Annotated in this window: 20 protein-coding genes; 11 read left to right on the top strand and 9 right to left on the bottom strand. The window is 65.6% G+C overall.

All coding sequences use genetic code 11. From position 1 onward, the window contains the following. Positions 1 to 14: 14 nt before the first annotated feature. The 7 genes from EN846_RS26225 to EN846_RS26195 all read left to right on the top strand — a co-directional run bounded on the left by EN846_RS26225 (position 15) and on the right by EN846_RS26195 (position 5,489). The gene (locus tag EN846_RS26225; RefSeq protein WP_127284366.1) at positions 15 to 848 is read left to right on the top strand and encodes an SDR family oxidoreductase; all 834 of its coding nucleotides are present in this window, start codon (positions 15 to 17) and stop codon (positions 846 to 848) included. A 23-nt stretch (positions 849 to 871) separates the two neighbouring features. Next, complete coding sequence (locus tag EN846_RS26220) at positions 872 to 1,063, top strand: twin transmembrane helix small protein (RefSeq protein WP_126058117.1); 192 nt, start codon at positions 872 to 874, stop codon at positions 1,061 to 1,063. A 130-nt stretch (positions 1,064 to 1,193) separates the two neighbouring features. Continuing rightward, on the top strand, positions 1,194 to 1,775 hold the full coding sequence (locus EN846_RS26215; RefSeq protein ID WP_135913971.1) for a cob(I)yrinic acid a,c-diamide adenosyltransferase: 582 nt from the start codon (positions 1,194 to 1,196) through the stop codon (positions 1,773 to 1,775). A 31-nt stretch (positions 1,776 to 1,806) separates the two neighbouring features. Continuing rightward, on the top strand, positions 1,807 to 2,616 hold the full coding sequence (locus EN846_RS26210; protein WP_127393211.1) for a rhomboid family intramembrane serine protease: 810 nt from the start codon (positions 1,807 to 1,809) through the stop codon (positions 2,614 to 2,616). A 172-nt stretch (positions 2,617 to 2,788) separates the two neighbouring features. After that, positions 2,789 to 3,538 carry an electron transfer flavoprotein subunit beta/FixA family protein gene (locus EN846_RS26205; RefSeq protein WP_127393210.1) on the top strand — a complete coding sequence of 250 codons (750 nt, stop codon included), beginning with the start codon at positions 2,789 to 2,791 and terminating at the stop codon, positions 3,536 to 3,538. Positions 3,539 to 3,561: 23 nt separating this feature from the next. Next, the gene (locus EN846_RS26200) at positions 3,562 to 4,491 is read left to right on the top strand and encodes an electron transfer flavoprotein subunit alpha/FixB family protein (protein ID WP_127393209.1); all 930 of its coding nucleotides are present in this window, start codon (positions 3,562 to 3,564) and stop codon (positions 4,489 to 4,491) included. Between the two features lie 119 nt (positions 4,492 to 4,610). Beyond that, positions 4,611 to 5,489: a 3-hydroxybutyryl-CoA dehydrogenase gene (locus EN846_RS26195; RefSeq protein WP_127284361.1), complete on the top strand. Its 879-nt coding sequence runs from the start codon at positions 4,611 to 4,613 to the stop codon at positions 5,487 to 5,489. 42 nt (positions 5,490 to 5,531) lie between these two features. Here EN846_RS26195 and EN846_RS26190 read toward each other — a convergent pair whose 3' ends face one another. The 3 genes from EN846_RS26190 to EN846_RS26180 form a co-directional block, all read right to left on the bottom strand. Beyond that, positions 5,532 to 7,520, bottom strand: coding sequence for a PAS domain S-box protein (locus EN846_RS26190; RefSeq protein ID WP_245518516.1), 1,989 nt, complete (start codon positions 7,518 to 7,520; stop codon positions 5,532 to 5,534). 140 nt (positions 7,521 to 7,660) lie between these two features. Next, positions 7,661 to 8,299 carry an NrsF family protein gene (locus tag EN846_RS26185; RefSeq protein WP_127392319.1) on the bottom strand — a complete coding sequence of 213 codons (639 nt, stop codon included), beginning with the start codon at positions 8,297 to 8,299 and terminating at the stop codon, positions 7,661 to 7,663. Position 8,300: 1 nt separating this feature from the next. Beyond that, entirely contained in the window at positions 8,301 to 8,837 is a 537-nt protein-coding gene (locus tag EN846_RS26180) for a sigma-70 family RNA polymerase sigma factor (protein ID WP_127284440.1), read from the bottom strand. Positions 8,838 to 9,041: 204 nt separating this feature from the next. On the opposite strand from EN846_RS26180, the gene EN846_RS26175 reads away from it, so the two are divergent. The 3 genes from EN846_RS26175 (at position 9,042) to EN846_RS26165 (ending at position 12,881) form a co-directional block, all read left to right on the top strand. Beyond that, positions 9,042 to 10,049, top strand: a complete 1,008-nt coding sequence (locus tag EN846_RS26175) for an iron ABC transporter substrate-binding protein (RefSeq protein WP_127392320.1) — start codon at positions 9,042 to 9,044, stop codon at positions 10,047 to 10,049. 175 nt (positions 10,050 to 10,224) lie between these two features. Next, positions 10,225 to 11,802 (top strand): iron ABC transporter permease, encoded by a 1,578-nt coding sequence (locus tag EN846_RS26170; RefSeq protein ID WP_187331472.1) that lies wholly within the window; start codon positions 10,225 to 10,227, stop codon positions 11,800 to 11,802. After that, positions 11,799 to 12,881 carry an ABC transporter ATP-binding protein gene (locus tag EN846_RS26165; protein WP_127392322.1) on the top strand — a complete coding sequence of 361 codons (1,083 nt, stop codon included), beginning with the start codon at positions 11,799 to 11,801 and terminating at the stop codon, positions 12,879 to 12,881. Before EN846_RS26170 ends, EN846_RS26165 begins: the two co-directional genes overlap by 4 nt. Before the next feature lie 15 nt (positions 12,882 to 12,896). Here EN846_RS26165 and EN846_RS26160 read toward each other — a convergent pair whose 3' ends face one another. The 5 genes from EN846_RS26160 to EN846_RS26140 all read right to left on the bottom strand — a co-directional run bounded on the left by EN846_RS26160 (position 12,897) and on the right by EN846_RS26140 (position 18,198). Next, positions 12,897 to 13,694, bottom strand: a complete 798-nt coding sequence (locus EN846_RS26160) for a phosphodiesterase (protein ID WP_127284444.1) — start codon at positions 13,692 to 13,694, stop codon at positions 12,897 to 12,899. A gap of 66 nt (positions 13,695 to 13,760) precedes the next feature. Next, positions 13,761 to 14,861 carry a sn-glycerol-3-phosphate import ATP-binding protein UgpC gene (locus EN846_RS26155; RefSeq protein ID WP_127392323.1) on the bottom strand — a complete coding sequence of 367 codons (1,101 nt, stop codon included), beginning with the start codon at positions 14,859 to 14,861 and terminating at the stop codon, positions 13,761 to 13,763. 10 nt (positions 14,862 to 14,871) lie between these two features. After that, entirely contained in the window at positions 14,872 to 15,786 is a 915-nt protein-coding gene (locus EN846_RS26150) for an ABC transporter permease subunit (protein WP_127284446.1), read from the bottom strand. A gap of 7 nt (positions 15,787 to 15,793) precedes the next feature. Further along, entirely contained in the window at positions 15,794 to 16,678 is an 885-nt protein-coding gene (locus EN846_RS26145) for a sugar ABC transporter permease (protein WP_127284447.1), read from the bottom strand. 167 nt (positions 16,679 to 16,845) lie between these two features. Continuing rightward, positions 16,846 to 18,198 (bottom strand): extracellular solute-binding protein, encoded by a 1,353-nt coding sequence (locus EN846_RS26140; protein WP_128346846.1) that lies wholly within the window; start codon positions 18,196 to 18,198, stop codon positions 16,846 to 16,848. Between the two features lie 420 nt (positions 18,199 to 18,618). Between EN846_RS26140 and EN846_RS26135 the strand changes: the two genes are divergently transcribed. Then, positions 18,619 to 21,066 carry an EAL domain-containing protein gene (locus EN846_RS26135; protein WP_127391824.1) on the top strand — a complete coding sequence of 816 codons (2,448 nt, stop codon included), beginning with the start codon at positions 18,619 to 18,621 and terminating at the stop codon, positions 21,064 to 21,066. Here EN846_RS26135 and EN846_RS26130 read toward each other — a convergent pair. Next, on the bottom strand, positions 21,058 to 21,744 hold the full coding sequence (locus EN846_RS26130) for a TlpA disulfide reductase family protein (protein WP_127391825.1): 687 nt from the start codon (positions 21,742 to 21,744) through the stop codon (positions 21,058 to 21,060). The genes EN846_RS26135 and EN846_RS26130 overlap by 9 nt on opposite strands. Positions 21,745 to 21,763: the final 19 nt, after the last annotated feature.

The raw sequence follows: 21,763 nt of genomic DNA, 5'->3' as shown, positions 1-21,763 counted from the left end.
GGTCAAACCACGCCGTGAACGCGCCGCGCACCATCATCGTCACCGGCGCCTCTTCCGGCATCGGCGCCCATTGCGCGCGGGCGCTGAAGGCGGAAGGCTGGCGGGTGTTCGCGACGGCGCGCAAGCCGGCCGACATCGCCGCGCTCGAGGCCGACGGCATCGAGACCTTCTATCTCGACTATCGCGAGCCCGCCTCGATCGAGGCGCTGGTCGCCTCGGTGCTGGAGCGCACCGGCGGAGGGCTAGACGCGTTGTTCAACAACGGCGCCCACGCGCAGCCGGGCGCCGTCGAGGACCTGCCGGTTTCAGCGTTGAAGGAGCAGTTCGAGGCCAATCTCTTCGGCTGGCACGACCTCACCCGCCGCATCGTGCCGGTGATGCGCCGCCAGGGCCATGGCCGGCTCGTCCATTGCTCTTCGATCCTCGGCCTGACGCCGGTCCGCTTTCGCGGCGCCTATTCGGCCTCAAAGCATGCGCTGGAGGGCCTGATGCTGTGCCTGCACCAGGAGCTTGAGGGCAGCGGCATCCATGTCTCGCTGATCGAGCCGGGTCCGGTGACGTCGAAGATCGCCTCTAACGGGCTGTTCTGGTTCCTGAAGAACATCGACCACGAGCACTCCGTCCATCGCGCCGCCTATGAGGCGCAACTGGCGAGGCTGAGGGCCGGCGGCAGCGTCTCGCGCCTGAAACCGGGACCGGAAGTGGTTCACACCGCCTTGCGCCATGCGCTTCTGTCGCGGCGCCCGCGCCCACACTATGTGGTAACGGTGCCGGCAAGGATCGGCGTGGTCCTCAAACGCATATTGCCGGCGTCGATGCTCTACCGCCTGCTTGCCAAACGCGCCTGAACGGAACTGATTGGAAACAGACTATGGCAACCGTCTTCAATATCCTCGCCGTCCTCGTCATGCTCGCCGTGGTGTTCGTGCTGATCCGCGGCCTGATCAACATGTTGCGCGGCGGCTCCAGCATGACCTCCAACAAGCTGATGCAGGCGCGCGTGCTGTTGCAGTTCATCGCCTTGGTGCTGATCATGCTGGCGGTGTATTTCACCCGCAAGTGAGGGTATCGGTCGATCGAGCGGTTCAGCTTTTCATAGAATCGCCGACCCGCTCTATCTATTTGTTTTGACGCAATTCCGGACGGAAAACCGCTACGCACTTTTCCTGGAATTGCTCTCGGGAGGGCAGCGCTTGGTCAAGCTCAACAAGATCTACACCCGCACCGGCGATGACGGCACCACCGGCCTCGGCACCGGCGAGCGGCGGCTGAAATCCGACCTGCGCATCGACGCCTACGGCACGGTCGACGAGGCCAATGCCTGCATCGGCATGGCCCGCATCCACACCGTTGACGGCCATCCCTCGATCGACGCCATGCTGTCGCGTATCCAGAACGACCTTTTCGATCTCGGCGCCGATCTCGCCGTGCCGGATGACGGCAAGCCGCTCGCCTATGAGCCGTTGCGTATCGTCGCCTCGCAGACCGATCGCGTCGAGAAGGACATCGACCTCCTCAACAAGGAACTGCAGCCGCTCAAATCCTTCGTGCTGAACGGCGGCACGCCGGCGGCGGCCGCACTTCACCTTGCCCGCACGGTGGCGCGGCGGGCCGAGCGGATCATTGTGGCGCTGGCGCAGGACCCCGGCGAGCCGGTCAACCGCGAGGCGATCAAGTACATCAACCGCGTCTCCGACTTTCTGTTCGTCGCCGCCCGTGCGGTCAATGACAATGGAAAGGCCGACGTGTTATGGGTTCCCGGCAAGAACCGCTGACTCCACGTGGAAGCGGAAGGGCCAGGGTCTCATGTTCATCCCGCTATACGACACCAACAGGCTGCGTCACATCCACCTGCAATATGTGACGATCGGCCTGATCGTCGCCAACGTGCTCGTCTATTTCGCCACCACGCTCGGCGGCGAGGATTTCACCAATGCCGCGGTGCTCGGCCTCGGTTTCATCCCCTCCGTCGTCCATGACAGGGTCGAGCTTTCGCCCGAATTCGTCGTCATCCCGGAGAGCCTGAGCTACCTGACCTATTCCTTCCTGCACGCCGATATCTTCCATCTCGGCGGCAACATGCTGTTCCTGTGGGTGTTCGGCGACAATGTCGAGGATGCCCTCGGCCATATCCGCTATTTGATCTTCTACCTCGCCTGCGCCATTGCCGGCGCCTTCTTCCAAGGGTTGGTGGCCTGGGATTCGCAAGTGCCGCTGATCGGCGCCTCCGGCGCCATTGCCGGCGTCGTCGCCGCCTATCTGATCCTCTACCCAAGGGTGAAGGTCTGGGTGCTCGCCTTCGCCCGCATTCCCTTGCGCATCCCCGCCTTCATCCCGCTGATCCTGTGGATCGTCTTCCAGATCGTCATGTTCGCCGCCGGCGGTGAGGACCAGGTCTCCTGGGCCTGCCACATCGGCGGCATCATCGCCGGCTCCGTCCTGGTGCTGGTCCTGCGCAACCGTGGCGTGCCGCTGCTGGCCGGCGCGGACGGGGAACCCGAACCTGCGCCAGACGTCGAGCAGGCGCCCGTCCCGGCCGAACCAGCCGCCAGCGCTCCAGCTGCGGCGCAGCCCGCGCCACAGTGGGGTCGAGGAGCCGCTTCAAGCCAGGACTGAACCGATTTGAGTGCGTCGCGGATATTGACGCGCCCGATTCCCGCCACTACGGAAACGCCACCGCAACGGCGGATGAAGTCCAGAATTCCGTCTGGAATGTCGGCTTTCGACAACTCTGACCCGGTGCGCGCTGCTATAGCGCGCCCAAAATCTTGAAAGAGGTGACAGGAAAATGAAGATCCTTGTGCCCGTGAAGCGGGTTGTGGATGCCAACGTGAAGGTCCGGGTGAAGTCGGACGGTTCGGCGGTCGAGCTTGCCAATGTGAAGATGGCGATGAACCCGTTCGACGAGATCGCGGTCGAGGAAGCGATCCGGCTGAAGGAAGGCGGCAAGGCGGAAGAGATCATCGTCGTCTCGATCGGCCCGCAGCAGGCGCAGGAAACGCTGCGCACCGCGCTGGCCATGGGCGCCGACCGCGCCATCCTGGTCAAGACCGAAGAGCAGACCGAGCCGCTCGGCGTCGCCAAGGTGCTGAAGGGCGTGGTCGACGCCGAGCAGCCCGGCCTCGTCATCCTCGGCAAGCAGGCGATCGACGACGATAGCAACCAGACCGGCCAGATGCTGGCGGCGTTGCTCGGCTGGGCTCAGGGCACCTTCGCCTCCAAGGTCGAGCTCGCCGGCGATCATGCCAAGGTGACGCGCGAGGTCGATGGCGGCCTGCAGACGGTGGAGCTGAAGATGCCGGCGATCGTCACCGCCGACCTTCGCCTCAACCAGCCGCGCTATGCTTCGCTGCCCAACATCATGAAGGCCAAGAAGAAGCCGCTCGACGAGAAGAGCCCGGCCGATTACGGCGCCGACGTCAAGCCGCGCCTCAAGGTGATCAAGACCGAGGAACCCGGCGGCCGCAAGGCGGGCGTCAAGGTCAAGAGCGTCGCCGAGCTGGTCGAGAAGCTCAAGAACGAAGCCGGCGTGCTGTAAGCGATCGGGAAAGGAACACGACAATGGCTATTCTCCTAATCGCAGAACACGACAACGCCAGCCTTTCCGACCAGACCGCCAAGGCGCTGTCGGCGGCGCTGCAGATCGGTTCGGACGTGCATGTGCTGGTTGCCGGCAAGGGCGCCAAGGCTGCCGCCGACGCCGCCGCCAAGCTCAAGGGCGTCGGCAAGGTGCTGCTCGCCGAGGCCGACGAACTGTCCGAGCGCCTTGCCGAGCCGCTCGCCGCGCTCGTGGTTTCGCTCGCCGGTTCCTATGACACGATCATCGCGCCGGCGACCTCGGCGGGCAAGAACGTCGCGCCGCGCGTCGCCGCCCTGCTCGACGTCGCGCAGGTGTCCGAGATCATAGAAGTCGTCTCGTCCGACACCTTCAAGCGTCCGATCTATGCCGGCAACGCCATCCAGACGGTGCAGGCAACCGACGCCAAGAAGGTCATCACCGTGCGCACCGCCTCCTTCCAGGCGGCGCCCGAGGGCGGCTCGGCTTCGGTCGAGACGGTCAGCGCTGCGGCCAATCCGGGTCTGTCCTCCTTCGTCGAGAACAAGCTTTCCGAGACCGACCGTCCGGAACTGACCTCGGCCAAGATCATCATCTCGGGCGGCCGCGCGCTTGGTTCCTCGGAAAAGTTCCAGGAGGTCATCCTGCCGGTTGCCGACAAGCTCGGCGCCGCGGTTGGCGCTTCCCGCGCGGCGGTCGATGCCGGCTACGCGCCGAACGACTGGCAGGTCGGCCAGACCGGCAAGGTGGTCGCCCCCGACCTCTACATCGCCGTCGGCATTTCCGGCGCCATCCAGCACCTCGCCGGCATGAAGGATTCCAAGGTCATCGTCGCCATCAACAAGGACGAGGAGGCGCCGATCTTCCAGGTCGCCGACTACGGCCTCGTCGGCGATCTCTTCGTCATCCTGCCGGAACTGCAAAAGGCGCTTTGACGCTCTCTGCGGAAGCGTATTAAATTGTGAAGGGCGGGGTAGACGAAGTCGCCCCGCCCTTTTAGTTTGCACTGCACAAAAAGCAGGCCGCAAAGGCCTTTTTCGACGGGATCGCTGTTATGAGCAAGATCGAGACGATCGGCATCGTCGGCGCGGGGCAGATGGGTGGCGGCATCGCCCATGTCTCGGCGCTATCCGGCTACAAGGTGCTGATCTACGATATTTCGCCCGACCGCATCGAGAAGGGCATCGCCACCATCAGCGGCAACATGGCGCGCCAAGTCGGCTCCGGCAAGCTCGAGGAGAAGGCCCGCAACGAGGCGATGGGACGCATTTCGGCGGCCGCCGCGATGGCCGATCTGGCCGGCGCCGATCTGGTAATCGAGGCGGCCACCGAGGACGAGACGGTCAAGCGCAAGATCTACGCCCAGCTCTGCCCGCAGCTCAACCCCGAGGCGATCCTGGCGACGAACACCTCGTCGATCTCGATCACCCGGCTGGCCGCGCAGACCGACCGGCCCGAGCGCTTCATCGGCATACATTTCATGAACCCGGTTCCGGTGATGAAGCTGGTCGAGCTGGTGCGCGGCATCGCCACCGAGGACCAGACCTTCGAGGCCGCCAAGGCCTATGTCAGGCACCTCGACAAGACGGTGACCGTCTCCGAGGATTTCCCCGCCTTCATCGTCAACCGCATCCTGCTGCCGATGATCAACGAGGCGATCTACACGCTCTATGAGGGCGTCGGCACGGTTGACGCGATCGACACCGCCATGAAGCTCGGCGCCAACCATCCGATGGGGCCGCTGCAGCTGGCGGACTTCATCGGCCTGGATACGTGCCTGTCGATCATGCAGGTGCTGCATGAGGGCCTGTCGGATTCGAAATACCGCCCCTGCCCGCTGCTGGTGAAATATGTCGAGGCCGGCTGGCTCGGCCGCAAGACCGGCCGCGGCTTCTACGATTATCGCGGCGAGCATCCGGTCCCGACGCGCTAGGGCAATTCCAGGCCGCCGGATTGCCTGAAAGCCCGGCGCTCCTCAGGACGCCGCGGCGAACGGCTTGGGCGTTTCCGCCTGTCCATCTTGGGTTTCCTCGTCCGGCGCCATGGAAACGCAGCCTCGCCCGGCGGCCTTGGCGGCATAGCAGGCGGCGTCGGCCCGCGCGATGATCTCGTCCACCGCGCCGCAGCCGGGGCGGATCGGGGCGAGCCCGATGCTGGCGCCGATCGAATGCGGCCGGCCGTCCCAGGTGAAATTCAGGCCGCGGATCGCATCGATGATCGAGCGCGCCGCGATCTCGCCTCTGGCGGCCGAGCCTGACTTCAGGATGACGGCGAATTCGTCGCCGCCGAGGCGGGCGACGATATCATCGGGGCCGATCACGCGACGGATGGCATTGGCGACCTGCTTCAGCAGGGCGTCGCCGGCGGCGTGACCGCCGGTGTCGTTGACCTGCTTGAAATGATCGAGGTCGATGAACATGAACTGATGCTCGCCGTCGCCGGCGGATCCTGTCGCGCCGGCTTTGCCGCCGTGATCGACCATCTCCTCCATGACACGGATGAAATTGGAGCGGTTCGCAAGGCCGGTGAGCGCGTCATGCGCAGCCGCATGGGCGAGCTGGCGCTGCAGGGCGCGCGCATCGGTGAAATCCTGGAAGACGATGACAAGCCCGCCGAACTCGGCGCGCTCGTTCATGATCGGCGACACAACCTGCCGGATGCTGCAGCGCGTATCGTCGCGCCGGATAAGCACCGCGCGGCTGTTCTGGTCGGCGGGGCTCGGGCTGCTGGCCGAAGGCCGCGCCACGCCGATCCGCTGTCCGGTTTCCTCGTCGACGGCCCAGTAGACATGGCCGAGCGTCTTGCCGAGCGCCTCGCCGGCCGCGACGCCGGTCAGCTTTTCGGCGACCGGGTTCATGAAGGTGACGCGATTGGCCGCATCCGTGCAGATGACGGCGTCGCCGATCGACTGCAGCGTCACTTTCAGCCGTTCCTTTTCGTCGGCCAGCATCGCCGCTGAGACGATGAGCCGCGCTTCGGCCTCCTTGCGCTGGGTGATGTCGGTAAGGCTGCCGATGGCCCGGGTCAGCCGCCCATCGCCGTCACGCTCCAGGGCCTTGCCGCGGTCGAGGACCCATATCCAGTGGCCATCCTTGTGGCGCATGCGGTACTCGGCCTCGAAAAAGGGCGTCTCGCCGGCGAGATGAGCGCGATCGGCATCGGCCACGACCGAACGGTCATCCGGGTGGATCATCGTCAGCCAGCGATCGGGATCGCCGTCCAGCTCACCATCGGCATAACCGAGCAGCTTCACCCAGGTGGCGGAATAGGTGGTGCCGCCCTTGCGCAGATCGAAGTCCCAGACGCCCTGACCGGCGCTGGCCAGCGCGAAATTCCAGCGCGTTTCGGCCTCCGCGATGCGCGCCTCGGACTTCTTGCGGGCGTCGATGTCCTCGATCTGCGACACCAGGTAGAGCGGCCGGCCGCTGTCGGCGTCGCGGATCACCGAGCCGGCAAGTTGCGCCCAGACCGGTGTCCCGTCCTTCTTGAGGTACCGCTTTTCGAAGTGAAATGAATCGATCTTGCCTTCCTTCAGGCTCACCATGGTTTCCCGGCCGATCTGCAGGTCGTCCGGATGGGTGATCTGGAAAAAGATCAGCGCCTCGATTTCCTCGCGGCTGTAGTCCAGCATGGCGGCAAAAGCCGGATTGGTCTGCACGATGCGGCCGTCGAGCCCGACGATGGCGACGCCGATCGCCGAGTCCTCCATGGCGCGGCGGAAGCGCTGCTCGCTCTCGGCGATCTGGCGGCGGTCGTCGACGATCTGGCGGATGAAGAAGGCGGCAAGGAACAGCGACGCCGCGATCATGGCGTCCGATACCTGCAGGCTGAGCTTGAGCGTCTCGGCGCTTAGATCGAGGCGCGACGACAGCATCGAGGCCGCGGCGGCGACAAGGCCAACCGCCATCAGGATCAATGCCGCGTATCTGCCGGCCCGCGGGCCCTTCCAATTCCACCGCGTCACAACGCGTTCCACCCCAATGCGCAATTGCACGTCGATGCAACCCTCGCGGATCGATTTTAAGGAAAGGTTGCATGGGGGACGGAAGCGGCGATGCCAACCGGCAAACAATTGCCCGCATGATTAAGGATCGGTATGCGCCGCTACCAGCGTACGAAAAACCGGCCGCCAAGCGCGCCGAGACCGGTGAGGATGACGACCGCGAGCGTATACCAGGTGGCGACGAAAAGCGGCGAGTCGTCGAAGCAATGCGCGGCATAGAAGGTCGCTGAAATCCCGCCGGCGAGCAGGCCGGCGACCGCGCCCGCCAGCACCGGCCGCGTCGGGGCGCCATGGCGCAGCACCCAAAGAAAGACGGCGAGCGGCCCGAGGCCGATCAGCGGGATGAACGCCATGCAGATCATCATGTTGGAGCCGACCAGTCGCGTGCCCCATTCGGCGCGGGGCACCGCGAAAAGCTCGAGGATCACCGCCACGCCCACCAATGCCGGCGCGAGCGCCATCCAGGCCGTTGCCCTGGCCGTCGGCGCGCCGGGGCTCGACAGGGCCCTGATCAGGCCAAACGCGCTGACGCCGAGCGCGATGGTGAAGACGAATTTGGACAGGAAACGCATCGTGTGCATGGCGACCATCAGGTCCGGACGCGGGCCGATGGTCAGCCAGAACATGGCGGCCGCGACCACCGCCGCCACGGCGACGGCCATCCGCCAGGCGGAGCCGAGCGGCATCGCCTTGCTGCGGACGTCGGCGTCGAGCGCCTTGATGAGATCCTCGGTCCTCATGTCACTCCCGCCCGAAGCGTTTGGCGATGGCGGCAAGGCCGCGATGCAGCGACACCCTGACCGCCGTCTCCGTGATGCCGAACTTCGCCGCCGTCTCGCCGATCGAGCGGCCCTCGACCGACACCGACGAGACCACCGAACGCTGTGCCGGCGGCAGGCTCTCAAGCACGCGGTTGATGTCGCGTTCGCTCACCGTCTCCGTTTCCGGCTCGGCGAAGGTCTCGGCGATCTCGTCGATCTCGACCTCGATGCGCCGCCCGCGCCGCCGGAAGGCGTCGATCAGCTTGAAGCGCGCAATGGCGTAGATCCATGGCAGCACCGGCGCGTCCTGGCGCCAGGTATGCCGTTTGACGTGAATGGCCAGCAAGGTTTCCTGCACGACATCCTCGGGGTCGACCCCGCCCTGAACGATCTTGCGCCGGGCAAAGCCGCGCACGAGAGCGGCCGTCCGGGTCAGAAAGTCGGCGTAAGCCCTTTCGTCTCCCGCGATCGCGGCCTTGAGCAACCGGGAAAGCTCGGCCTCGTTGTTGCCGGTCACAAGAGTTTTCTCCCCCGATGTTCGCGCCTCGGCGCTGATTTGTTACGTGGCCGAAGAAATAATGTCCAAGCCAAAGTGCCGCAAAATCACGAAAGGTTGCGCCCCGGCGACCGAATGAAGCAGGCCTGCAATGTTGACTAGCTTAATCAGGTATTGGTAGGTGCAGCCGTGCCAACCAAGACCATCAGATCGAGGACGACGCCCATGAGATTTGCCCTTTCCACGCTTGCCGGCGCCACGGCGCTGGCGCTCGGCCTGCTTGCCGCTCCGGCGCTGGCGGAAGATGCCGGTATCGTCGTCTACAACGCCCAGCACGAGAGCCTGGCGAAGGAATGGGCCAAAGGCTTCACCAAGGAAACCGGCATCAAGGTGACGCTGCGCAATGGCGGCGACAGCGATTTCTCCAACCAGATCGTCGCCGAGGGCGCGGCCTCGCCGGCCGATGTGTTCCTGACCGAAAACTCGCCGGCCATGGCGCTCGTCGAGGCTGCCGGCCTGTTCGCGCCGGTCGATGCCGAGACGCTGGCGCAGGTGCCGCCGGAATACCAGCCGGCCACCGGCAAATGGGTCGGCGTCGCCGCCCGCAGCACGGTCTTTGCCTATGACAAGACCAAGCTCAAGGAAGACCAGCTGCCCAAGTCGCTGCTCGACCTTGCCGATCCGAGCTGGAAGGGCCGCTGGGCCGCGTCGCCTTCGGGCGCCGATTTCCAGGCCATCGTCAGCGCGCTGCTGCGGCTCAAGGGCGAGGCCGCCACGGCCGACTGGCTGAAGGCGATGAAGGAGAACTTCACTGCCTACAAGGGCAACAACACGGTGATGAAGGCGGTCAATGCCGGCGAGATCGAAGGCGGCGTGATCTACCATTATTACTACTTCGGCGATCAGGCCAAAACCGGCGAGAACAGCAAGAACATCGCGCTCCACTATTTCAAGAACCAGGATCCGGGCGCCTTCGTCTCGATCTCCGGCGGTGGCGTGCTGGCTTCGAGCAAGCATCCGAAGGAAGCCCAGGCGTTCCTGAAATGGGTGACCGGCAAGGGTGGCCAGGACGTGCTGAAGAACGGCACCTCCTTCGAATACGCGGTCGGCAAGGGCGCCGAGTCCAACCCCAAGCTGGTGCCGCTGGCCGACCTGCAGGCGCCGAAAGTCGATCCGACGACGCTGAACTCCAAGAAGGTGACCGACCTGATGACGGCAGCCGGCTTGCTTTAGTTCGCGTTCGTCCTAAAAGGGCAACCGACTGCGCTCCTGCGGGACTTCGCTTTCCGCGGGAGCGCTCTGTTTTAGAGATGGCATCGTCTATGACGACAAGCTGCGTTTCTGGCTGCGACAAGCGCACCTTCGGCCACCTTCGTCCGCGGGCCGAAGCGGCGCGGCATCGGGTCTGATGCAAGCGGCGGTCGACCTCACCCGATCAGGCCTGCCGGCCGCCGGACGCGCGCGGCAACGGCGCTCGGCGTCCTGGATCCTGCTCGCCGCCGCCTTGATCTCGCTGCTTGCGCTGCTGCCGCTGGCCTTCATCGTCTGGATCGCGGTACAGACCGGCTGGGAGACCGTCTCGGCGCTCATCTTCCGCGCACGTGTCGGCGACCTCCTGATCAACACCATCATGCTGGTGGCGCTGGCGGTTCCGATCTCCATCGTCCTTTCGGTGGCGCTGGCCTGGCTGACCGAGCGCAGCGACCTGCCCGGCGCCCGCCTGTGGGCATGGCTGTCGGTGGCGCCGCTCGCCATTCCGGCCTTCGTCCACTCCTATGCCTGGATCAGCCTGGTGCCGGGACTGCATGGCCTGTGGGCCGGCGTGCTGGTTTCCGTCATCGCCTATTTCCCGTTCCTCTATCTGCCCATCTCGGCCGCGTTGCGCCGGCTCGACCCCGCACTGGAAGACGCCGCCGCCGCGCTTGGGCTCGGTCCGTGGCGGGTCTTCGCGCGCGTCGTGCTGCCGCAGCTCAGACTGGCCATCTGCGGCGGTTCGCTGCTGGTCGGCCTGCATCTGCTGGCCGAATACGGCCTCTACGTCTTCATCCGCTTCGACACCTTCACCACGGCGATCGTCGACCAGTTCCAGTCGACCTTCAACGGGCCGGCCGCCAACATGCTGGCCGCCGTGCTGGTGACATGCTGCTTCGTGCTGCTCGGGCTTGAGGTTCTGGTGCGCGGCGAGGAGCGCTATGCCCGCGTCGGTTCGGGCGCCGCCCGCCAGCAGCAGCGCGCCAGCCTCGGCCGCGCCACGCTGCCTTGCCTGGCCCTGCCCGCCATCGCCGCGCTGCTTTCGCTGGGCGTGCCCTTCGTCACCATCGGCCGCTGGCTGATCGCCGGCGGCGCCGAGGTCTGGCGCCTCGACGAGATCGGCCTGGCGCTCGGCCAGACGCTTGTCCTGGCGCTCGCCGGCGCGCTGCTCGCCACCATCGCCGCCATGCCGATGGCCTGGATCTCGATCCGCGCGCCCGGGCCGTTGCAGCGCCTGCTCGAAGGCTGCAACTATATCGTCGGCTCACTGCCCGGCGTCGTCATCGCGCTGGCGCTGGTCACCATCACCGTGCGCATCGCCATGCCGCTCTACCAGACCCTGTTCACCATCCTCTTCGCCTATGCGCTGATGTTCCTGCCGCGCGCTTTGGTCAGCCTGAGGGCTTCGATCGCGCAGGCGCCCGTCGAACTGGAGCGGGCCGCATCGAGCCTCGGCCGGGCGCCGCTCAAGGCGCTGTGGTCGACGACCATCCGCCTGTCGGCGCCGGGCGCCGCGGCCGGCATGGCCATGGTGGCGCTCGGCATCATGAACGAACTGACCGCCACCCAGATGCTGGCGCCGAACGGCACCCGCACGTTGGCGATGGCATTCTGGTCCTACAGCGGCGAGATCGACTATGCCTCGGCCGCCCCTTACGCCTTCATCATGGTGGCGATGTCGCTGCCGCTGACCTGGCTGCTCTATGTCCAGTCGAAGAGGATGGCCGGACGATGAGCTTCCTCGAACTCAGCGGCGTGGCCAAGCACTACGGCCCGGTGGCGGCGCTGGCCGGCGTCGACCTCAGCGTCGCCAGCGGCAGCCGCACGGCGATCGTCGGGCCGTCCGGCTGCGGCAAGACCACCTTGCTCAGGCTTATCGCCGGTTTCGAGGCGCCGGACCGGGGCAAGATCGTGCTCGACGGTGAGGTGCTGGCCAATGGCGGCGCCGCCGTGCCGGCGCACCGGCGCGGCATCGGCGTGGTCGCCCAGGACGGGGCGTTGTTCCCGCACCTCACCATCGCCGACAATATCGGCTTCGGCCTGGCGCGAAACGCCGACAAACGCGCCGAGCAGATCGTCGAGCTCGCCTATATCGTAGGGCTGGACAAGGCGATCCTGAGGCGGCGTCCGCACGAGCTCTCCGGCGGCCAGCAGCAGCGCGTGGCGCTTGCCCGCGCCATGGCCATGAAGCCGCGCCTGATGCTGCTCGACGAACCGTTCTCGGCGCTCGACACCGGCTTGCGCGCCTCGATGCGCAAGGCGGTGGCCGAACTGCTGGAACTCGCCGGGATCACCACCATTCTGGTCACCCACGACCAGGCCGAGGCGCTGTCCTTCGCCAGCCAGGTGGCGGTGATGCGCGACGGCCTGTTCTCGCAGGTCGGCACGCCGCGCGAGCTCTATTTTCAGCCGAAGGACAGGATGGTCGCCGAGTTCCTCGGCGACGCCATCATCCTGCCGGCCAGGATCGCCGACGGCTTCGCCACCTCGCCGCTCGGCCGCATCGCCGTCGACACCGCCGAGCGCCGCGATGTCGCCCGCATCATGCTGAGGCCGGAACAGGTGATTTTGAAACGGACCTCGCGCGAAGGCATGTCGGGAACGCCGGACATGCTGTTCGGCGAGGTGACCGAATCAGAATTCGCCGGTTCGATGTGCACGATAGCGGTGCGGCTCCTGAACAGCCCCGATCCGCCCGACGCGGCGGCGATCGGCAACACGCCGCTGATCCTGCGCAAGCCCGGCATCGACGCGCCGGCGCTTGGCGAGATCGTGCGGCTGACCGTCTCCGGCAAGGCGCATGTCCTTGCCTGAAGCTTGCCGCGGTCGTTACCCTACGCGCTGACCGGTCGCCGGCGACCACAGCGGCCAGTTCTCCAGGAAGTCGCAGCTGTGCACGACGACGCGCGCGCCGTCGATCAGGATGATCGAGTAGGCGGGTGGTGCCTGCTCGACCTTCTCGTCGCCGACCAGGTCGAGCATGAAACGGGCATGCAGGCCACGCTGCGCGGAAAACGGAATGCCGGCGACCGTGCCGGCGATGTCGCGATGGACATGGCCGAAGAAGACGTAGCCGACATTGCCGTGCCGCATCAGCACGTCGAGCAGCCGATGCGGCTGTTCGAGCCCGAGCGGATCGAGCAGCTCGAGGCCAAGCTCGACGGGCGGATGGTGCAGGAAGACATAGGCCCGGCGGCCCGCAGCCTCGCCGAGCCTGGCATCCAGCCAGGCCAGCCGCCTGTCGCACAATTCGCCGGTGACGCGACCCTCGGCCAGGCTGTCGAGGAACAGCAGCGATGCCTCCGGCGTGTCGAAGACCGACTGCACGAAACCATTCTCGTCGGTTGGGTTTCCGGCAAAAGCCGCGACCAGGTTGGCGCGCCTGTCGTGATTGCCGGGCAGCAGCCGGTAGGGGACTGAAAGCCGAGCCAGGCCCGATTTGAGGTCGGCATAGCTCTGCGCCTCGCCGGATTCGGTCAGGTCGCCGGTGAAGACGCAAAGCGCCGCATCGCCGTGGTGGGCATTGATATGGTCGATGCAGCGGTCGAGCCGCTCGTGCAGGTCGGCGCCAAAGCGGATCTCCCCGCGCCGGCCGAGATGGACGTCGGTGACCTGGATGATTTTCATTGCGCGACCTTTCTTCGACACGACAGGGAGTTGCCTTGGCGTCCTCGCAGCCGAGCGAGCGCGTGATCAGAGCGCCGGCACCGGCATCGATGCCTTGAAGACGTCGAGGCGGCTTCCCGTCTCGGACGAGAAGAAATGCAGGTCGGCTTCGGAAAACTGCAGCCCGACGGCGCTGCCCGGCGCCGGATGGGCGGTCTCCGACGTCACCACCGAAAACGCCGCGCCGTCGAGATCGACATAGATGACCCGCCCGGCGCCGAGCTCCTCGACCAGATCGACGGTCGCGTCGAGCGCGCCCGGCGTTCCCGGCGCCACCAGGCGCACGGCCTCCGGCCGGATGCCCACCGCGATCTTGCTGCCGACCGGCAGGCCCGCGCGCGAGACGTTGAGCTTGCGGCTGCCGCCGAGCAGCGACAGGCCATCGAGCGTCACCTCGCCTTCCAGCATGTTCATCGCCGGCGCGCCGACGAAGGTGGCGACGAAGCGGCTCGCCGGGCGGCTGTAGACTTCCGCCGGCGTGCCGACCTGTTCGACACGGCCGCCATTCATCACCACCAGCCGGTCCGCCAGCGTCATCGCCTCGACCTGGTCGTGGGTGACGAAGACGGAGGTGGCGCTCAGCCGCCGGTGCAGCTTGCGGATTTCGGAACGCATCTGCACGCGCAGCTTGGCGTCGAGGTTGGAAAGCGGCTCGTCGAACAGGAAGACCTTGGGCTCGCGGATCATGGCCCGGCCCATGGCGACGCGCTGGCGCTGGCCGCCGGAGAGCGCCATCGGCTTGCGGTCGAGCAGGTGCTCCAGCTCCAGGATGCGGGCGACCGCCTGGATGCGCTGGGCGCGCTCGGCGACTGGGACACCCGCCACCTTCAGCGAATAGCCGATGTTCTGCGCAACGCTCATATGCGGATAGAGCGCGTAGTTCTGGAACACCATGGCGCAGCCGCGCTCGCGCGGCTCCAGCGTGTTGACCACCTTGCCGTCGATGGCGATCGTGCCGCCGGAGATTTCCTCCAGCCCGGCGATCATCCTGAGCAGCGTGGACTTGCCGCAGCCCGACGGGCCGAGGATGACGACGAATTCGCCGGACGCGATGTCGAGGTTGACGCCGTGCACGACCTGCATCTTGGCGTAGCTTTTCCTGACGTCGCGGATGGTGATGGAGGCCATCTTTGTCTCCTTACTTTTCTGTCGCGATGAGGCCGCGCACGAACCAGCGCTGCATGGCCACCACGACGACGAGCGGCGGCAGCATGACGATCAGCGTGCCGGCCATGGCGATGTTCCATTCGGGAATGCCGCCGACATTGGGAATGAGCTGCTTGAGTTCGGTCACCGCCGTGGCGTGGCTGGCATCCGTGGTGATCAGCAGCGGCCACAGATACTGGTTCCATGCCCACAGGAACATGATGGTGCCGAGCGCCGCCATGTTGTTGCGCGACAAGGGCAGCAGGATGTCGATGAAGAAGCGCAGCGCCCCGGCGCCGTCCATGCGCGCCGCCTCGGTCAGCTCATCGGGCACGGTCAGGAAGAATTGCCGGTAGAGGAACGTGCCGGTGGCGGTGGCGATCAGCGGCATGATCAGGCCGGTGTAGGAATTGAGCAGCCCGAGGCTGAGCGAGACCTGCACGCCCGATACCTTCTCGATCAGCCAACTCAGGCCCGTCACGTCGAGGATCGCCTGATAGGGCGACATGACGTTGGCGACCACGGCATAGGTCGGCACGATGCGCACTTCGAGCGGCAGCATCAACGTGACGAAGATCAGCCAGAAGATCAGCATGCGGCCGGGATAGCGGAAATAGACGATGGAAAAGGCCGTCAGCGCCGAGATGATCACCTTGCCGGCGGCGACGCCTGCGGCCATGACGAAGCTATTGAACAGCTTCGGCCCGAGGTCGGCCGTCGTCCAGGCTGTCTTGATGTTGACCCAGAACTCGCTGCCCGGCAGCAGCGACATCGGCACGTCGTTGACCTCTTTCAGACTATGCGAGGCGGCGATCGCCACGATCACGAACGGCGCCACGCAGAAAACGAAGCCGACGAACAATATCAGGTGAGTGAAGAAATTGAGGATCGGGGTGCGCTCGACCATGTCCGCCTCACCTGTAGTGCACGCGCCGCTCGATGAAGCGGAACTGGAAGATGGTGAGCACGATGATGAGCAGCATCAGGATGATGCTCTGCGCGGCGGCGCCGGAATAATCCAGGCCTTTGAAGCCGTCGGAATAGATCTTGTAGACCATCAGATTGGTCGAATTCGCCGGACCGCCCGCCGTCATGATGTCGACGATGCCGAAGGAGTCCTGGAAGCTCTCGGTGATGTTGATGACCAGCAGGAAAAAGATCGTCGGCGTGATCAGCGGGAACTGGATATCCCAGAACCGCCTGAGAACGCCGGAGCCGTCCATCGCCGCCGCCTCGATCAGCGAGCGCGGGATGGCCTGGAAAGCGGCGAGGAAGAAGATGAAATTGTAGCCGACATACTTCCACGAGAAGGCGGCGATGATCGATGCCATTGCATCGGTGCCGTCGAGGCCGGGATCCCAGAAGCCCGGCCAGACCTGGTTGACGACGGCCATGAAGCCGGCCTCCGGCGCCAGGATGAAGCGGAAGGCCATCGCCAGCGCCGGCGCGGCGATGCCGTAAGGCCAGATCAGCACGACGCGGTAGAGACGCGAGCCGGCGAGCTGCCGGTCGGTCAAGGCTGCCAGCACCAGGGCGATGACCATGGCAAGGCCGGTGCTGCACGCCGCGAAGACGAGGCTGGCGGTGATCGAGTTCCAATAGTCGGCGTTGGCGAGGATCGAGCGGAAATTGTCGAGCCCGACCCAGATGTTGCCGCCGCCCCACGGCTGCTGCAGCGTCAGCGACCAGTAGACCGCCTGGCCGGCGGGCCAATAGAAGAAGGTGAAGATCAGGAGCAACTGCGGCACCGCGAACAGGATGCCGATCGACCATCTTGAGAAAGTGACGCGTTTTTCCATCGATCCGCCGACGCCGTTGAACCGCCAGCCCGCTTTCCCGGGGTGAGACTAAGGCATGTCTGCCGAAAGTGGGACCCGGTTTCGGGACAAGGACATGCGTAAAATCAAAACTATGCGAAATGGCCGCCCGTCGTTTCCCGGCGGGCGGCCCATGGCGGTATCCGAGATCAGGGCAGCGTCTTGTCCGGATAGGTCTGCTGGAAGCGGTCGAGGATCGCGTCGCCGTTCTTGACCAGCGTGTCGATGCCCTCCTGGACGCTGACCTTGTTGGCGAAGATGGCCTGCATCTGGGTGCCGAACTCGGCGCGGATCTGGGTGAAATTGCCAAGCCGGATGCCGCGGGTGATCTCGGTCGGCTCGGACGCGGTCAGGCTGGCGATGGCGACCTCACGGCCCTTATAGGGCGCCTTGTCGTAGAAGCCCTGGGATTTCATATAGTCGAAGCCCGACTTGGTCACCGGGATGTAGCCGGTGTTGGTCGACCAGAACAAGGCCGTCTTGGGGTCGTGGATGAAGTTGAGGAAGGCGGCCGCGCCCTTGTATTCCGCATCCGACTTGCCCGAAAGAACCCAGAGCGAGGCGCCGCCGACCAGCGAATTCTTGCGCTCGGTGCCGGCATAGGCGGGAAGCTCGGCGACGTCCCACTTCATGCCTTCCTTCTGCGTCTTGCCGACCGTGCCGTGGTCGCCGACCGAGGTCATGATGACCTGGCAGGTACCGGACGCGAAGGCCTGCACCATGTCCTGGCCGAGGTCCTTCGACTTGATCTTGATCAGGCCGGCGTCATACCACTTCTTGAGATCGGTGACGTACTGGACGAACTTGGTCTTGTTCATCTCGAGACGGGCGTTGAGACCGTCATAGCCGTTATTCTTGGTCGCGATCGGCTGGTTGTGGATGGCCGAGAACTGCTCCATCAACTGCCAGCTTTCATTGGCGGAAATGTTGATCGCCATCGGGCAATCGTAGCCGGCGTCCTTCAGCGCCTTGAGGTCGGCGCCGACATCTTCCCAGGTCTTCGGCGCCTCGGTCTTGCCGATCTTGGCGAAAGCGTCCTTGTTCCAGTACATCAGCGGGGTCGAGGAATTGAACGGGAAGGACAGCATCTCGCCCTTCGACGTCGCGTAGTAGCGGGCAATGCCGGGGAAGTAGTCGCTGTAGTCGATCTTGTAGCCGTTCTCCTCCATCAGCTTGTCGGCGGGCTTGTAGGCGCCAGACAGCATCATCGTGGCGGTGCCGACGTCGTAGACCTGGACGAGGGTCGGCTGCTTGCCGGCGCGGAAGGCGGCGATGGTGTTCTGCAGCGTGGCGTCGTAATTGCCCTGGCTGGTGCAGACCACCTCGTAGTCCGCCTGCGAGGCGTTGAAGTTCTTGCACAGCGTGTCGACGACGCGCGCGAGGTCGCCCGAAAGGCCGAACCAGAAATCGAATTTGACGGGAGCAGCGGTGGCGGGCTGCGCCAGCGCGATGCCGAGAGCGCCGGCGGCAAGGGCGGCAAAGCCCTGCTTGATGATCGACATGGAATTCATTCCTCTTGAGTGGCTGATGACATCAGGCTTTGCGCAAGTCCCTTGGCCGCTCTCATAGAGAAGGTATGTGACAGTTCTGTTGTGCCTTTTCAGGCCCGTGTACAGCCCGTCCCTCTCCTCCTTCGACGGCCGCGCCGGTATGAACCTTCACGTCGGCGCCCTGGGTAGCTAGGGCGCCGCGGGGCGGCGTAAAGGCCCGGACGACGCAACTGATTATCCGGCTAAGATGGGGGAGCGAATGCCGGTCTCGCAGACGCTGGCGCTCGTCGGCGACCGGCCGGCGATGCGCGAGAGACGCCGGCACAACCAGCGACACGCGCGGTGGTTGCATGCGCAATAACCGATTCTTCAACCGTACCGCTCTAATCAATTTCATTGCTTGATTGTTGCGGGAAGATCAGGTGAAGCGCGATGTTGACTGTCTATAATTGTATCGTGCACGAGCACGATTTGAGACTGGTCGCGCTGGCAGCCCTTATTTGCGGCATTTCTTCCTTCTCGGCGGTCAATCTGCTTCGCCACGTCGACCGCTCGACCCACAGAAACCGCTATGCCTGGCTGATGATTGCCGCCACCTCGACCGGGTTCGGCATCTGGGCGACGCATTTCATCGCCATGATCGCCTTCTCGCCTGGAATACCCAACGCCTACAACACCGAACTCTCGGTGCTTTCGCTTGCCGCGGCCGTCCTGCTGACGGCCGCCGGCATGTGGATCGCCACCTTGCGCGGCGGCATCGACCACTACCTGGTCGGCGGCGCCGTGCTCGGCGCCGGCATCGGCACGATGCACTACACCGGCATGGCGGCGTTCGAGGTGCAGGGCCGGATCGTATGGGACCACCTGCTGGTCGGCATCTCGCTGGTCGCCGGCATCGCGCTTGCGGCGCTGTCGCTCTTCGTCGTGCTGCGCCGCCCCTCGACACTGGGGACGATCGGCGCCGCCGTGCTTTTGACGCTGGCGATCTGCACCTTGCACTTCATCGCCATGGGCGCCGTGTCGATCTATCCGGATAGCTCGATCGCGATCTCGCAGTATACGATCGAGCCGATGTCGCAGGCCTTCGCCGCCGCCGCCGCCAGCCTTGTCATCCTCGTGCTTTCGGCGGCGGCGCTGTGGATCGACCTGCGCTTCCGCCGCCATCAGGCCGAGGCCGAGCGCATGCATGGCCTGGCCAACGCGGCGGTCGAAGGCCTCATCGTCTGCGACGGCACCCGCATCGTCAGCGCCAACGACAGCATTGCGGCATTGTCCGGCATCGCATCGGCGACGCTCAATACCATGGTGCTTGGCGACCTCTTCGGCGAGCGCGCCGCCACCGCCATGGCGGAAGCCGATGGGCAGGCGCGGGAAACCGAGCTCAAGAGCCATGACGGAACAGCGATCCCCGTCGAGCTCATCGCCAGGACCATCGACTATTGCGGCAAGCCGCACGGCGTGGTCGCCGTGCGCGACATCCGCGAGCGCAAGAAGGCGGAGCAGGAGATCATCCGCCTCGCCCACTACGATCCGCTGACCGGGCTCGCCAACCGCCGCTCCTTCAACAGCCGGCTGGAGGCCGAGATCGCCGCGGCGGGCCGTGGCGGCAAGGGCGGACAGCTCGCGCTCATGCTCCTCGATCTCGACCGGTTCAAGGAGGTCAACGACCTCTTCGGCCATGCCGCCGGCGATGCGATGCTGCAGAAAGTGGCGCAATGCGCCTCGGCCAAACTTCGCCACGGACAGATGCTGGCCCGCCTCGGCGGTGACGAATTCGCCATCATCGCCCCGAACCTGCCGGATCCGCAGGCTGCCGGCCGCATCGCCGAGGCGGTGCTTTCGGCCATGCGCGAGGAGAACCGGTTGTCGCCCGGCGGCGGCCTGGTGTCGGCCAGCATCGGCATCGCGCTCTACCCGCTGGACGCCGACGAGCAGGCCTCGCTCGTCAGCCACGCCGACACCGCGCTCTACCGCGCCAAGGCGGAGGGCAAGGACACATATCGCTATTTCGAAGCCTCGATGGGCGCCGAGGCGCGCGACAGGCGGGTGATGGAGCACGACCTGCGCCAGGCGGTGGCGCGCGGCGAATTCCGCCTCGTCTACCAGCCGCAAAAGGAGATCAGTACCGGCAGGATGATCGGCTTCGAGGCGCTGCTCCGCTGGCACCATCCCGAGCATGGCGACATCTCGCCTGCCGTATTCATCCCGGTGGCCGAGGACAGCGGCGCCATCATCCAGATCGGCGAATGGGTACTTTCGGCCGCGTGCGAGGAAGCCGCCCGCTGGAAAAACCCGCTGATGGTCGCGGTCAATGTCTCGGCCGTACAGCTGCACAATCCGAACTTCAGCCGCAAGGTGCATGAGGTCCTGTTGCGGTCCGGCCTGGCGCCGGGCAGGCTCGAGCTCGAGATCACCGAGACGGCGCTGGTCAAGGACATGCCGCGCGCGCTGGCGGCCTTGCGGCAGATCAAGGCACTCGGCGTCCGTGTCGCCATGGACGATTTCGGCACCGGCTATTCCTCGCTCTCCAACCTGCGCGCCTTCCCCTTCGACAAGATCAAGATCGACGGATCCTTCATCAAGTCGGTCGACAGGAACGGCCAGGTCGCGGCCATCGTACGCGCCGTTCTCGGGCTCGGCCGCGGTCTCGGCCTGCCGGTGCTCGCCGAAGGCGTCGAGACGCTGGGCGAGCTCAAGTTCCTCGATGCCGAGGACTGCGAGATCGGCCAGGGCTTCTATCTTGGCAGGCCGGGCCCGATCGAGGCGTTCGGTGAGCTGACCGGCGTGCCTTCCGAGAAGGAGGACGACGGCGCCGGCAGGTCGCGCGGCGGCGGCAGCATCCTGATGCTGGAACCGGCGGCGGCCCTGCGCTCAGCTTGACGGGCCGAGCGCGGCTTCGACCAGCCGCCTGGCATCCGCTCCCGACCATTCGGCCGGGCCGTTCATATGCGCGATCAGGCAGCCCTCGCCGTCGATCAGCATGGTGACCGGCAGGCCGAGCGCCAGGCCGCGCGTCTTGACGTCGTTGAACAACGCCAGCGTCGGATCCCGGTAGTAGCCGAGCGTTGCGACGCCGATGTCGCTGAGGAACTTCTTCGGCTTGGTGTCGTCGCCGGTGTCGACATTGACCGCGACGACCTGGAAGCGGTCGCTGCCCATCTCCTTCTGCAGCGCGTCGAGTGCCGGCATTTCGGCGCGGCACGGCGCGCACCATGTCGCCCAGAGATTGAGCAGCAGCGTCTTGCCGGCGTGGTCGGCAACCGTCATCGGCTTGCCGTCGGGGCCGTTGAAGGCAAGGCTCTTCAGCGACTGCGGCGGATCGGCCGGCAACAGCGCCGCGACCTGGCCGGTAGCCTTGGCGGCGACCTGCTTGGCGCGCTCGGCCTTGGCCGCGCAGGCGGCATCGTCCTTGCCATCGGATGCCGCGACCTGCGTTGGAACGTTGTTGCCAGAAGCGCTCTCGCTGACATATACCGCCACCGCGCCAGCCAGCACGCCCGCCACCAGGGCGGCGAGGATCAGGCGCGGGGCCGGGAATAATCGACTGCGGTCTGCCATTTTCTTCAAAACTGCTCCG

This window comes from Mesorhizobium sp. M4B.F.Ca.ET.203.01.1.1 (assembly GCF_004791025.1).
GTDB lineage: Bacteria > Pseudomonadota > Alphaproteobacteria > Rhizobiales > Rhizobiaceae > Mesorhizobium > Mesorhizobium abyssinicae.
Note: the sequence above shows the minus strand (reverse complement) of the source record. Positions and strands in the feature narration are given on the sequence as shown.

Coding starts and splice junctions, on each gene's coding strand:
- EN846_RS26220 (WP_126058117.1), top strand. CDS start 872: ATGGCAACCGTCTTCAATATCCTCGCCGTCCTCGTCATGCTCGCCGTG.
- EN846_RS26210 (WP_127393211.1), top strand. CDS start 1,807: ATGTTCATCCCGCTATACGACACCAACAGGCTGCGTCACATCCACCTG.
- EN846_RS26205 (WP_127393210.1), top strand. CDS start 2,789: ATGAAGATCCTTGTGCCCGTGAAGCGGGTTGTGGATGCCAACGTGAAG.
- EN846_RS26200 (WP_127393209.1), top strand. CDS start 3,562: ATGGCTATTCTCCTAATCGCAGAACACGACAACGCCAGCCTTTCCGAC.
- EN846_RS26195 (WP_127284361.1), top strand. CDS start 4,611: ATGAGCAAGATCGAGACGATCGGCATCGTCGGCGCGGGGCAGATGGGT.
- EN846_RS26185 (WP_127392319.1), bottom strand. CDS start 8,299: ATGAGGACCGAGGATCTCATCAAGGCGCTCGACGCCGACGTCCGCAGC.
- EN846_RS26175 (WP_127392320.1), top strand. CDS start 9,042: ATGAGATTTGCCCTTTCCACGCTTGCCGGCGCCACGGCGCTGGCGCTC.
- EN846_RS26170 (WP_187331472.1), top strand. CDS start 10,225: ATGCAAGCGGCGGTCGACCTCACCCGATCAGGCCTGCCGGCCGCCGGA.
- EN846_RS26165 (WP_127392322.1), top strand. CDS start 11,799: ATGAGCTTCCTCGAACTCAGCGGCGTGGCCAAGCACTACGGCCCGGTG.
- EN846_RS26160 (WP_127284444.1), bottom strand. CDS start 13,694: ATGAAAATCATCCAGGTCACCGACGTCCATCTCGGCCGGCGCGGGGAG.
- EN846_RS26155 (WP_127392323.1), bottom strand. CDS start 14,861: ATGGCCTCCATCACCATCCGCGACGTCAGGAAAAGCTACGCCAAGATG.
- EN846_RS26150 (WP_127284446.1), bottom strand. CDS start 15,786: ATGGTCGAGCGCACCCCGATCCTCAATTTCTTCACTCACCTGATATTG.
- EN846_RS26145 (WP_127284447.1), bottom strand. CDS start 16,678: ATGGAAAAACGCGTCACTTTCTCAAGATGGTCGATCGGCATCCTGTTC.
- EN846_RS26140 (WP_128346846.1), bottom strand. CDS start 18,198: ATGTCGATCATCAAGCAGGGCTTTGCCGCCCTTGCCGCCGGCGCTCTC.
- EN846_RS26135 (WP_127391824.1), top strand. CDS start 18,619: ATGTTGACTGTCTATAATTGTATCGTGCACGAGCACGATTTGAGACTG.
- EN846_RS26130 (WP_127391825.1), bottom strand. CDS start 21,744: ATGGCAGACCGCAGTCGATTATTCCCGGCCCCGCGCCTGATCCTCGCC.